The 12,787-nt window shown below is 57.6% G+C and carries 8 protein-coding genes; 7 read left to right on the top strand and 1 reads right to left on the bottom strand.

Features of this window, described 5'->3' with window-relative positions:
* Positions 1-197: 197 nt before the first annotated feature.
* Positions 198-1,265, bottom strand: coding sequence for a LacI family DNA-binding transcriptional regulator (locus tag ACQZ6D_RS18770; RefSeq protein WP_173998034.1), 1,068 nt, complete (start codon positions 1,263-1,265; stop codon positions 198-200).
* 224 nt (positions 1,266-1,489) lie between these two features.
* On the opposite strand from ACQZ6D_RS18770, the gene ACQZ6D_RS18765 reads away from it, so the two are divergent.
* From ACQZ6D_RS18765 to ACQZ6D_RS18735, 7 genes are all read left to right on the top strand, one after another.
* Positions 1,490-2,323, top strand: coding sequence for an ABC transporter substrate-binding protein (locus ACQZ6D_RS18765; RefSeq protein ID WP_065658948.1), 834 nt, complete (start codon positions 1,490-1,492; stop codon positions 2,321-2,323).
* Between the two features lie 60 nt (positions 2,324-2,383).
* Complete coding sequence (locus ACQZ6D_RS18760) at positions 2,384-3,892, top strand: amino acid ABC transporter permease/ATP-binding protein (RefSeq protein WP_111800503.1); 1,509 nt, start codon at positions 2,384-2,386, stop codon at positions 3,890-3,892.
* Positions 3,893-3,911: 19 nt separating this feature from the next.
* Positions 3,912-4,940 carry a Gfo/Idh/MocA family protein gene (locus ACQZ6D_RS18755; RefSeq protein WP_448730268.1) on the top strand — a complete coding sequence of 343 codons (1,029 nt, stop codon included), beginning with the start codon at positions 3,912-3,914 and terminating at the stop codon, positions 4,938-4,940.
* 22 nt (positions 4,941-4,962) lie between these two features.
* On the top strand, positions 4,963-6,093 hold the full coding sequence (locus ACQZ6D_RS18750; RefSeq protein ID WP_174073312.1) for an NAD(P)/FAD-dependent oxidoreductase: 1,131 nt from the start codon (positions 4,963-4,965) through the stop codon (positions 6,091-6,093).
* Between the two features lie 205 nt (positions 6,094-6,298).
* Positions 6,299-6,949: a LysE family translocator gene (locus tag ACQZ6D_RS18745; protein WP_112361577.1), complete on the top strand. Its 651-nt coding sequence runs from the start codon at positions 6,299-6,301 to the stop codon at positions 6,947-6,949.
* A 1,206-nt stretch (positions 6,950-8,155) separates the two neighbouring features.
* Complete coding sequence (locus ACQZ6D_RS18740) at positions 8,156-9,460, top strand: TolC family outer membrane protein (protein ID WP_448730269.1); 1,305 nt, start codon at positions 8,156-8,158, stop codon at positions 9,458-9,460.
* A 551-nt stretch (positions 9,461-10,011) separates the two neighbouring features.
* On the top strand, positions 10,012-12,759 hold the full coding sequence (locus ACQZ6D_RS18735) for a BapA/Bap/LapF family large adhesin (RefSeq protein WP_448800658.1): 2,748 nt from the start codon (positions 10,012-10,014) through the stop codon (positions 12,757-12,759).
* Positions 12,760-12,787 lie beyond the last annotated feature (28 nt).

Below are 12,787 nucleotides of genomic sequence, written 5' to 3'. Positions count from 1 at the left end.
GAACGACATTCGATCTCAAGAGGCAACCACTCGGCCATACTAAAAGGGGCCGGCTGCGAGCCGATCTACCGGTTTTTGTCTGACCGAGGACCAGCGCCGTTTTTACGTTGGCGATAATAGTGACAGCGGATCGATCGGCGAGGGGCCGTCACAAAAGACGGAGGGATCAAAGCAGCTTTTCAACACCGTCTACCGAGTCAAAGTGCTTCCCGCATGGAGGCACGTTCAACGATTTCGGTTTTCAGAACGACCTTGCGGACCGTCTGACCTTTGCCATTTAGCCGGTCGACCAGCAACCTGGCCGCCGTCGCACCGAGATCGTAGACGGGTTGGCGCACGACGGTCACGGGAGGCGTTGTTACAGACGTCCAATCCGCATCATGGAACGATACCAGCGACAGGTCGTCCGGGATGCTAAGCCCCAGTTGACGGTGAACCTTGAACACCTCCAGGCCGATTATACTGTCCGATGCAATGATTGCCGTCGGACGCTGCGCCGACTGGAGCATTTCGGTAACGATGCGATGCGTCTCTTGCTGCGTGACGGCACCGACCCGTACCCAGCTTTCCATGTTGGTCAGACCAGCCTCACTGCACGCACCAAGATACCCTTCGATGCGTCGCCTGACCGAACCGGTACTGATGTCGTCTGCACTGCGGAACCGCTGATCCGGCGTGTCGCAGGCGGTTAAATAGGCGATGCGGCGGTGGCCGAGCGCAATCAGCCGGCGTGTAATATTCTCGGCAGCATGCCGGTCGTCGGCAATAACGGTGTCGACATCGAGCGTGTCGCTTCCACGATCGAGCAACGCGAGCGGCAGCCCCGAGCGAATAACCTCATGCAGATGCTCGACATCGTTTTCCTTGGCCGGCGAGACGATGAGACCGTCGACACGCTTGGCAAGCAGAGTGCGGATGGCCGCTCTTTCCGCAACGACGTCTTCACCCGAGTTAGTGAGGATGACGGTGAAGCCTGCCTGCCGGGCAATATCCGTGATGCCTCGCACGGCAAGGCTAAAAAAGGGGTTTTCAATATCTCCCACCACGACGCCGATGGTGCCTGAACGACCTGTCGTCATGCTGCGAGCAAGCTCATTGGGGCGATAATCGAGGGACTGAGCCGCTGCCAGGACCGCCTCTCTCACCCGGTCGCTGACGGTTCCGTAGCCACCCAGTACGCGTGCAGCCGTTGCCTTTGAGACGCCGGCTTGGCGTGCGACGTCAGCGACTGTCACGGAAGGAGTTTTAGGTGGGATCTTGTCCATAAGCGGTAGCCTTACAAGAGAACTTGACGACTGGCAAATGCGAAGATAACAATTGCCAATATCCAAAGAGACCGGTCTCTTTCTAATTGAGACCGGTCTCAAACATAAAAAGACTTCCGACATGCGAACTGCGTGGGCCGGGTAGGTGACATCATACGCCGACCGGGTGGGACCCGTGCGCCTTGAATTTATCGCAGACAACGACACCAGAGGAGAAGAAAACAATGCAATTTACCCAAGCCTTAACATCCGCCTTCGCAAAAATTCGCTCGACCACGGCCGCGATCACACTCAGTGTCCTTGCAGGCGCGGCGACGCCCGCACTTGCCGACAATCCGCTTGGCCTCATCGATCCCGCCACCATCAGTGTCGGCACGATGGGCGATGCCAAGCCTTATGCCTTCACCACCGCCGACGGCAACTTTACCGGTTTCGACATAGAGTTGTTCCTCAACGTAGCCGAACGTCTTGGGTTCAAGAAGGAACAGGTGGTGTTCACCGGCCAGGAATTCTCGGCCCTGATGCCCTCTGTCGCCAACGGCCGCTTCGATGTTGCGGCCGCTGCGATCGGCACGACTGCCAAGCGCAAGGAGACCATTGATTTCTCTGATGGTTATCTTGCAGGTTTCTTGAGCGTCCTCACTTCGGAGCCAGGCATCACCGATGCAGCGGGTCTCAAAGGCAAGCGTCTCGGTGTGGTGCAGGGTACACTTCAGGAAATCTATGCCGAGAAGAATTTTGCCGGCACCGATCTCGTGAAGTTCCCGGATAACAATTCTGCCGTTTCCGCACTCAACAACGGGACGGTCGATGCACATTTCCTCGATTTCGAGGCTGCAAAGGACTATTCCGCCCGTTATCCGGCGCTAAAAGTCGCAGTCAACATTCCGAGCTTCGACGCGCCCGCCGGCTTCGTCATCCGCAAGGGTAACGATGCATTGCGCGAGGCGCTTAACAAGGGCCTGAAAGAGGCCATGCAGGACGGCACCTGGAAAAAGCTGCACGAAAAATGGTTCCCCGGCACGCCGATGCCGCAGGCATATCTTCCCAAGCAGTGATGCCACCTTCCGGTCCGGCCTTTACCGGTCGGACCGGCCTTTCTTTCAAGGGATATCCTGATGAACTGGCTTGAAAACCTGCGCCGTAGCTTCCTCGACTGGAATGCCATGGCCGAAGTGCTGCCGACCATGATCACCGTTGGTCTCAAGAATACGCTGATCCTGGCTGCGACCTCGACTGTGCTTGGCGTGGCCATCGGCATGATGCTCGCGATCATGGGCATTTCCCGCTCGCCCTGGCTGCGCATTCCCGCTCGTCTTTATACCGATATTTTCCGTGGCCTGCCGGCCATCGTCACAATTCTCCTCATTGGCCAGGGTTTTGCCCGCATTGGCCGCGAGCTCTTCGGTCCATCGCCTTATCCGCTCGGTATTCTGGCACTCAGCCTGATTGCCGGTGCCTATATCGGCGAGATTTTCCGCTCTGGTATCCAGAGCGTCGACCGTGGGCAGATGGAGGCCTGCCGGGCATTGTCGATGAGCTATGGCCAGGGCATGCGCCTTATCGTCGTGCCGCAAGGCGTGCGCCGCGTTCTGCCGGCCCTCGTCAACCAGTTCATCGGCAACGTCAAGGATTCGAGCCTGGTCTATTTCCTCGGGCTTCTGGCCTCAGAGCGTGAGATCTTTCGCGTGGGACAGGACCAGGCGGTGGTGACCGGCAATCTTTCACCGCTCCTGCTGGCAGGCGTATTTTATCTCGTCGTTACCGTGCCGCTTACCCATGTCGTCAATGCGATCGACAATCGTCTGCGGGTTGGCAAGCAGCGCCCCTCCGTCATCACCAGCGGAATGGAGGAAGTCAGTGAACTCGACAGTGCAGCTCGCGCGACTGGCGTCTCGTTCAAGGGCGGCAGCCTTGATGTGCGCCGTCTCGGTATGGCCTATGGCGATCTTGATGTGCTGAGGGGTGTCGATCTTTTAGTCAAGCCAGGCAGCGTCACCTGCATCATCGGCCCGTCCGGATCCGGAAAATCGACTTTGCTGCGTGGGCTCAACCGTCTGGTCGAGCCGAAGAGCGGCGATATTCTTATCGATGGCGAGAGCATTCTCGCAATGAAGCCGGAAACGCTGCGCCGCCGGGTCGGCATGGTATTCCAGCATTTCAACCTCTTTCCCGACCACACGGCGCTGGAAAACGTCATGCTGTCGCTTACGAAGATCAAGGGCCTGCCCGCAGCCGAGGCCGAGCGCATCGCCAAGGCAAGGCTTGCCGATGTCGGCCTTGCGAGCCGCCAGCACCACCGTCCGGGCGGTCTTTCCGGCGGGCAGCAGCAGCGCGTTGCCATTGCCCGTGCGCTTGCCATGGAACCGGAGGTTATCCTCTTCGACGAGGTGACGAGTGCGCTCGATCCGGAATTGGTCAAGGGCGTGCTCAACCTCATGGCCGAGCTCGGCACGCGTGGCATGACCATGGTCGTCGTTACGCACGAAATGGGATTTGCCCGCCGGGTGGCCGATCAGGTCGTCTTCATGGACGAGGGGCGCGTCGTTGAAGCCGGCACGCCAGAGGCAATATTCGACAACCCGCAAAGCCCGCGTCTCCAGCGCTTCCTTGCGGAAGTGCTCTGAGCGCCGGGAGGAGAAACCAATGACACAAACGATACGATGGGGTGTGCTCGGTTGCGCAGGCATTGCTGCCAAGGCGGTCATTCCCGCCATCCAGTCCAGCCGCCTGGGGCGCGTTGCGGCAGTCGCCTCGCGCGATGCCGCGAAGGCGAAGGAGATGGCGGCCCGCTTCGGCATCGCCAAGTCCTATGGCAGCTACGAGGAACTGCTTGCCGATCCGGAAATAGACGCAATCTACAACCCTTTGCCCAATCATCTGCACGTGCCACTGACGATAAAGGCACTGGCGCAGGGCAAACCCGTACTCTGCGAGAAACCGATCGCGCTTGATGCCGAGCAGGCGAGGGACCTGGCAGCGGCACAAAAGGCGGCGGGCCTGCCGGTCGCGGAAGCCTTCATGGTGCGCCACCATCCGCAATGGAAAAAGGCGCGCGCGTTGATTGCCGAGGGGCGCCTCGGCGAGGTGAGGGCCATCCAGACGATCTTTTCCTATTATCTCGACGACCCCGGGAATGTACGCAACCAGGCTGATATTGGCGGCGGCGGTCTGTTCGACGTTGGTTGTTACGCCATCAACACGGCGCGGCTCCTGTTCGACGCGGAACCGGTACGGGCGATCGCCCTCATGGAGCGCGATCCCGTCTTCGGCACGGACCGGCTGACGAGCGGGCTGCTGGCGTTTCCAGAGGGAAGGCAGCTTGCCTTCACCTGTTCCACACAACTCTCCCTCACGCAGAAGGTCACGGTGCTTGGAACGCGCGGGCGTCTGGAAATCCCCATTCCCTTCAATGCACCGGCTGATGAGCCGACCATCCTTGTCTTTGATGATGGTCGCGATCTTGCCGGCGGCGGCCGCGAGGAGATCGCGATCGGGCCTGTCGACCAGTATCGCGAACAGGCCGATGCATTCGCCGAGGCTGTCCTCTCCGGCGGACCACTCGAGACGGGGCTTGGCGACGCAATCGCGAATATGACGGCGATTGACGCGCTGTTCCGCTCCGCAGCCAGCGGTCGCTGGGAGATCCCCGATGCCTTACCCCCATCCGTATGACAATTGATTGAAAGCCAATTCCATGACCGACAACACCATCTCTTCGGCCATCATCATCGGCGCCGGTATCTTCGGCGTTTCCACTGGCGTACAGCTTGCGCGGCGCGGCATTAAGGTGACGATCCTCAATGACGGGCCGCCGGCCAATGGTGCCTCCGGCCGCTCGCTGTCCTGGCTGAACTCGGCACGCATGCGCTCTGAGCCCTATCATCGGCTGCGCATGGCCAGCATCGACCGGTATCGCACACTCGCGGCGCAGAATCCCGGCGCAGAATGGCTTCGCTTTGATGGCGGGTTGACCTGGGACGCGGATGACGAGCGCAACGAGATCGACGCGGCCTATCGCCACGAAGTTTCGCTTGCCTATGATGCGCAGCGCCTTTCAGCAGCCGAAGTCGCCCGCGTTGTGCCCGGTGTCGACGCCGGCGCAATCACTCCACAGGGCGCAATCTACAATCCCGGCGAAGGCTGGGTCGATTTGCCGACGCTGATTGGTGTGCTGCTTGAGGAGTTTTTCGCACTCGGTGGCGTTCTGGTAACGGACCAAGGTGCTGCACGGGTCGTGATCGAGGGTGGTCGTGTCGTTGGCGCGCAAACTGCAAATGCTGTTCTCCATCGAGCGGACGCCGTCGTGCTTGCCACCGGTCCGGCCGTCCCGAAGATGGCTGCGGAAAGCGGACAGACCATTGCCGACGGGACACCGATCGCCCTTCTGGTGCAGACGAGGCCGCTCGCCCATCCCCTGCGCGCTGTTCTCAATACACCGCGCGTCGCCGTTCGCCCGGCGCCGGGCCGCACATTCTCACTGGATGCCGACTGGGCGGCCGATGAGGGTGTGACAGTGCGCGCAGACGGCAGCTATGATATCGACGACAGCGTGGTTTCAGAGCTTTTGGTTGAGGCTGCGCGGGTGATGGAAGGCAATCCGAAACTCGAGGTGGCTTCCATCGGCGTTGGTGGCAAACCGATCCCCGGCGATGGCGAGCCGGTGATTGGAGCCATCAAGAGTATTTCCGGTTACTACGTGGCCTTCAGCCACAGCGGTGCTACACTCGGCCTCATCGTGGGCGAGCTGCTCGCGTTCGAGGTTGCGACAGGCACCGAACATCCCATGCTCGCAACCTTCCGACCTGGCCGCCTCTCCCTGAATTGAGCAATGTCAGGCAGATATCGCCAAAATGAGCCGGCCGCAGCGGCCGGTTTTTCTACGATACTGAGACTGAGACGTCCGTTCCGATGCCTGACATCTGGATGCCGTTCTTGTCGACTCGAACATCAAAGGCAAAAAAGAGGATGACCTCGTGTCTGAGGCCGCCGCATGCTATTGGTAGCGCAATAAAAAACGGGCCAAAATAACTATGGATTTGGCAATTCCCAGCGCAACAAATCTCAGCCTGTTCGTCAGCGCGACGCTGGTGCTGCTTCTTGTGCCGGGACCGGCAGTTCTTTACATCTTCGCGCGCTCGGTCGAGCAGGGTCGCTCTGCGGGGCTCGTTTCAATCCTTGGCATCCATACGGCCACGCTTGTGCATGTCGCCGCCGCCGCTGTCGGGTTGTCGGCGCTCCTGGCATCATCGGCGCTCGCCTTCAGCGTCGTAAAGTATGCCGGCGCGGCCTATCTGATCTGGCTTGGCCTCAAAAAGCTTTTTGGCCCCTCGGATATTCCCGGCGTCGAGGGCGATTTACCCGCACGGAGCCGCATGCGCCTCTTTCGTGAGGGCTTTATCGTTAATCTCCTCAATCCGAAGACCGCACTATTCTTTCTGGCTTTCTTGCCACAGTTCGTTGAGGTCAATCGCGGCCATGTGGCTATGCAGATCGCTTTTCTCGGGCTTGTTTACACAGCGATCGGCGTTCTGACGGACAGCTCTTACGCACTTGCCGCCGGCACGGCCGGCAAGTGGCTGAAGCGCAGTCCCGCGTACCTGAAGGCTGAACGCTGGGTCAGTGGTTTCGTGTATATCGGTCTTGGCTTGACGGCCGCTTTTGCTGGCAATCAGAAGAAATAGACCATCCTGCGAGTCCATGTCGAACTGCGACCGTCAGTGCACTTCACGCTATCTGTGGCGCGCTTAGGTATATTTCCGTTCATGGCAATTTTGGACCTCGTCGTGGGAACAAGTTTTGCGACTTTAAGGAGGTTTTGCTACGGCTGCGGATGGAATCTATCACACGCTCCGTTGGGCCTTCTAATCGAAGGCGATCAAGTCACAGGATGAGTTTGAGTTAGGCAAATAGAATCTCTGCTTTTTTCCTGTGACGCCTCAACGTAACATAAGATTCAGTTTGACGATACCGCGTGCCATTGCGCGAGCACCCTCGAGGATGCAGCTTCGTAACTTGCGTGCCGGGGCGTTCAGACGGCATGGTCGCAAGAAATCGCCCCAATACTTTGCGGACAACCCGCCATCCAATTTCAACGTGGGGGACCCAGAGGACGCTCTCTGCAGACCGACACGAGGCCAACATAGCCTAGAAACTAGCGTTACTCCCACACTCGATGACCTATCATGCGAACGCACGCAAATCGAATGCCAGTACAAAGCGGTCGAGACCACGATCGCTCTCCGCCCTCGAAATTGGTCCAACTGATCAATCCTGACTTCAGGATGGGAAATCATGCTGGCAAAATCGGACTCATCGGTATCAGGTCAGGGTCGCAGATTGGATCGCTGTGTCGTGATGCGCCTTCATGTAGCTTCACATCCGTAGCGGGCTACGACGTCGGTCAAACCGGTAATTGCATCAACAACCTATCTTGCGACGCCAAATATTAGTAGCGCGCACCTGCATGTGCAATTGGAATAAACATTAAATTTAGTCGCAGGTTTGCATCACTATTGCGCCCCCCAAAGCAGATGATCAGGTAACAGCAGCATAGAGAACTGGTTGAACAATCGCCCCTGGATCATGCCTTAAGCGATATACATGGTTATTATTCACTTGACCTGATTAACCAATCGTTAACCATGTTTGCCTAGTTCTGTCTCCAAAGCCGGTTTTATATCGGTAAATCAAAGCCATGGTCTCGTTCCTCGTACTGGCAGGTTGCTCATTCTTCCCGTCAGAAGGTGGAACGTTAAATGCGATTTAGTTGGCTTCCAGCGTTTGTTTGCGTCATCGCCGCGGGTATATTGACAACTGGCTGTGCAAATCGCTCCAGCGCCAACATCCGACAAGCGGGCCCCGGGAATCCTGAAGCCTCCGGGAAAGACATGCACTTTGGTAACGCGGATCTTCCGGGCGTGATCGGGACGATATCGGAACCCGTCAGGCCGGCGAAACGCGAACGAACCGAACACAAGGGCCCCTTGTCAATCGAAACTGCTGTGAGAAAGGCAGTCGATTGGCATCCCGCTGTCACGGAAACCATAGGTCGGCTTCGTCAGCAGACCGAGTCGGTCAATGAAGCTCGTGCCGGTTATCTTCCCAATATGAGTTGGGGACTCGACTCTTCCTATAGCACCAATAGATCGGATCGCTACAGTCCAGATTTGAACTTCAATGTCTCGCAGATGCTTTATGATTTCGGTAAAGTGGACAACCGGGTCAAAATCGCCACTGCGGGAATTGCGGGCCGGAAGTCGCAGGTTATGATGGCTGTGGACGATCTGGCGCGCGAAACGGCGTATTCAGTGATCGAAATACAGCGCAATCGCTCATTGGGAAGTGTTGCGCGTGACCAGATAAAGGATGTGAAAGCGATCTTGGACCTGGTGAAGTCGCGCACCGACAAGGGCGCAAGCACGCGTTCAGATCTGCTGCAAGCCGAAGCGCGTGTTCAGGCCGCCGAAGCCACATTGTTGGAGATCGAGGGGCAATTATCGCGCTGGGAAGCGATCCTCGCGAATTTAAGCGGTATCGACGGACCCGTCGATGTATCGGACACACTGCCGGCATGGCTGTCTAAGTCCTGCAGTTCCACAAATCCGGACTGGTCGCGCGTGCCGGCAGTCATGCAGGCAGCGGCAGATCGCGAAGCGGCGGCCGCGCAGATTGCTCTTGCGAAAGCCGAAGGGTTGCCGACACTGTCGCTCGACGCTGGAATTGGTGTCGACGTGACGGAACTCAGCTCATTTGATCCCGACTACAGTGTCGGGCTAAAGGTTACGGGCAGCCTCTACAATGGCGGTGCGACGAGCGCTAGACGCAACATGGCCGTCCAGGCGCTTGGAGCATCACAGGCTGCAGAAGCGCGCGCGTTGGTTGATATCTTGAGGAACCTGACGGAAGCCAGTAGTCAGATTTCAAGTAAAGAAAGTCTGCGCCGCTCGCTCTCGACGCGTCAGTCAACGATGCGACAGACGCGTGATCTCTATCGAACACAATATGTTGAACTCGGCACGCGAACACTGCTTGATCTGCTCAACGCCGACCAGGAACTCCATGCCGCCAGGTTCGATATCAGCAACATCAAGTATGACCTGCACAGGTTGAACATCGACTGCACGTTCAATAGTGGACGAATGCGGGAAGCCTTCTCGCTGGAAGGCCAAACCGTCCAGGGCATTTCCCTTTAGCGGACGGTAGCAACGGCCGGCCCTTAAGCAACATATATTTGATTTTAATCAATTTTTTAAACGCAAAGTTTCTCTCCTGGTTCGCGCCTAGGCTTGATTAAACAGTATCACGGGGAAGGTCGGATCGCCGCAAGATACGACCATAACGGGTGTTGACCAAAAATAGAATTGGTCTCACACGTGATTGCCGACCGATGATAATGCAAGCCATCCCGAAGAGAAATCGACCATGACTTCGCACTGTTGCCACCCTCATATATAAGAGGGGAAAACATATATTAGATCTCGGAATTACCGTTACAAAAGAATTTCCTAATGCTCTTCCCGGTTGTTTTTTTCTTGCAGAGTCCATTTTTTATGCAATTATGAGGGTGGGAGAGGCGATCGGAAGACTATTTCCGACGTTTAGATAAACCGATCCGTTGATTTTGGGGCTGCTTGCTTCTCAGCGGTCGTCGCTTGCGAAAATCCAGTTTCTTACATGTTGCCTGATGTCACGGGCGGCAGGAATTTCTGTCGCCGATGTTACCGCGTTGCAGGAGGAAAGTTTCATGGTTGCGATCGTTACCGACAAGGCCGCCGGTGGTTCTCAGACCGTGTCGCTCGATAAACTTGATATCGAAAAACCGAGCATCGTGCGGATTCGCGCGGATAAAAATGAGGTCTCCGACTTCGTGCGCGACGGTGACGATCTCCTTCTTCGGATGCGTTCCGGCGAGACCATCCGCATCGGGCACTTTTTCCGCGAGATGGATGGTGAGCACAGCGAGCTGGTGCTGGAGGATGAAAATGGCAACCTCTGGCTGGGTGAGCATAGCGACGGCTTGGCTGACTTTCGTTTTTCACAAATAGAGGGCGTAGATCAACTGGTTGGCGCCGCTACAAGTGACGGCTCCGTCCTCGGTCTTGTCGCTCTGGGCCTGCTGGCTGGCGGGGGAGCCCTCGCTCTTGGAGGATCGTCCAGCGATGACGGTGATGCTGACGCTGACGCGGATGCGGATGCGGATGCTGACGCGGATGCGGATGCCGATGCTGACGCCGACGCGGATGCGGATGCCGACGCTGACGCCGATGCGGATGCGGATGCGGATGCCGACGCGGATGCGGATGCGGATGCGGATGCGGATGCCGACGCGGATGCAGATGCGGACGCCGACGCGGACGCAGATGCCGATGCGGACGCGGATGCGGATGCCGACGCGGATGCGGATGCGGATGCGGATGCCGACGCTGACGCCGATGCGGATGCCGACGCGGATGCCGATGCGGATGCTGATGCCGATGCGGATGCCGACGCGGACGCAGATGCCGATGCGGACGCCGACGCGGATGCGGATGCGGATGCCGACGCGGATGCGGATGCGGATGCGGATGCCGACGCGGACGCAGATGCCGATGCGGACGCCGATGCGGATGCGGATGCGGATGCTGACGCAGATCTCGAGCCCACGGACGACGTGGCCTCAGCTGAAGTGAATCTCTTGCCGACAGTGACGGAAAATGTTCCGCTTGGAAGCGACACCTACCTCGCTGTCGTCAGCCTTGCAGGTCTCGATCTTCAGCTATTTGCAGATACAGTCGAATTTGACGTGGAGACCGGTCACAAACAGGATCTCAATTTCGATTTCAGTGGAATACTCGGGGCTGGCGTTCTCGGCGACTATAGTCTTGTCGTGCAAAAGTGGGACGCCGCAACGCAGCAATGGACAAGCATTGACGGTGGAGGACCTGCCACGATCCTATCACTGTCACTTTTTGGCGGAACAAGCGGCACCGTACCGGGACTTGATCCGGGAGAGTACCGCGCATTCATGGGATTTACGGGCCTGCTCGGCGTAGGAGTTGGTGGCACATTAACCCTTGATGGCACCGACTATAATTTTACTGAAGTTGGAGGTTATGAAGCTGTCGAGGTGAGCGGCAACGTCATCGATAATGATGACGTACCGGCCGGAACAACAGTTCAAAGCGTCGACAGCCAGACTGTTGATCAGGATGGGACTACTGTACAAGGCGATTTCGGCGAGCTTCTGATCCTAGCCGATGGCACCTATACCTACACGCCGTTCGCGAATGGAGCGGGAATCGGCAAGGTCGACAGGTTCGAATACACGGTAGTGGATGCAGACGGCAATATTGGCGCTGCCACCCTTTATGTCCAGATTGGCAGCGACAATGTGACTATGACCTGGAGTGACACCGACCCGAGCCTTCCAGCGACGTTCGAATTTGCCGCGACGGGCGATAGCGCAAACGCTTCGGTCGTTTGGGACAATGTCACGGACGACAATTTCTATACCACCACCGGTTCCACATTGCTCTCAGGGGGCCTGGGGCAGACGAGCACCTATATCAGCAGCAGCTTCGTCATTACTGATAGTATGGAGGTCTCTGGCAGCATTAGCGTTTCCGTCTTGCTTGCTGCGCTGTCGAATGGGGCGCTCCATCTCGAACGAGAAACGACACCAGGCAGCTGGCAGCAGGTGGCAACCGATTCCTTCAATATCATTGTTGGAGGTCTCGGCACCGTGGCATCGATCGACCTCTCTGAACTTGATCTGGCTGCCGGCACGTACCGTGTCCGCTCCACTTTGAGTGGCACGTTGGTAAACGTCTCGGCGACCATAACGACTGATATCGATGTGACATATACGGACCAATATGAAGTCGGGACTGCGACCGGTGATAGCGGCAACCTGCTTGCCAATGACGATCTGGGCTCCACTTTCACGAAGTTCCAAATATTTGACGGAACGAGCTTCGTTGATGTGACGGATGCCAGAACGATCGATGGCGAATATGGTACACTGACCATCAATGCGGATGGCAGCTACAGCTACGCGCTGAACCCGGATCTCGCGCATTTCAATACGCCGCAAACCGACACGTTTGAATATCAGCTGATCCATCCTTCAGGAGTGGCTGAGCAATCCTCGCTGGTCGTGACCGTGGATCCCGCCGGCGCGGGCGTGCCGGATCAGGCCATGATGTTCGTAGCCGAAGACATATCCGGTCTTGATACCATCGACGTTACGGCAAGCGACGACCCGCCCGCATCAAATTCGGACAATGACGACCGGCTCTCTCAACTGATTGAGGACGATACGGAGGAACTGACGGTACCGCTCGATGATCTGGCTGCCCTCAGCGAACCTGAGGACGGTGACGCCGATCTGAGTTCAACAGAAGAGCGGACGGATATATTCGAGATGCCCGAGCCGGTGGAACTGCCTGTCGATCCATTCGGGCACCTGGTGGCCGAGGATGAACTGAACCCCACGCACTCGACTGTAGTCTGAACGATCCAAGGCCGGCATGGGGGCATCA

The organism is Agrobacterium sp. 22-3639C2 (genome assembly GCF_053522105.1).
Note: the sequence above shows the minus strand (reverse complement) of the source record. Positions and strands in the feature narration are given on the sequence as shown.

Excerpts from the sequence above, each read along its gene's own strand:
- ACQZ6D_RS18745 (WP_112361577.1), top strand. The coding sequence starts at position 6,299 with ATGGATTTGGCAATTCCCAGCGCAACAAATCTCAGCCTGTTCGTCAGC.
- ACQZ6D_RS18750 (WP_174073312.1), top strand. The coding sequence starts at position 4,963 with ATGACCGACAACACCATCTCTTCGGCCATCATCATCGGCGCCGGTATC.
- ACQZ6D_RS18755 (WP_448730268.1), top strand. The coding sequence starts at position 3,912 with ATGACACAAACGATACGATGGGGTGTGCTCGGTTGCGCAGGCATTGCT.
- ACQZ6D_RS18735 (WP_448800658.1), top strand. The coding sequence starts at position 10,012 with ATGGTTGCGATCGTTACCGACAAGGCCGCCGGTGGTTCTCAGACCGTG.
- ACQZ6D_RS18760 (WP_111800503.1), top strand. The coding sequence starts at position 2,384 with ATGAACTGGCTTGAAAACCTGCGCCGTAGCTTCCTCGACTGGAATGCC.
- ACQZ6D_RS18740 (WP_448730269.1), top strand. The coding sequence starts at position 8,156 with ATGCACTTTGGTAACGCGGATCTTCCGGGCGTGATCGGGACGATATCG.
- ACQZ6D_RS18765 (WP_065658948.1), top strand. The coding sequence starts at position 1,490 with ATGCAATTTACCCAAGCCTTAACATCCGCCTTCGCAAAAATTCGCTCG.
- ACQZ6D_RS18770 (WP_173998034.1), bottom strand. The coding sequence starts at position 1,265 with ATGGACAAGATCCCACCTAAAACTCCTTCCGTGACAGTCGCTGACGTC.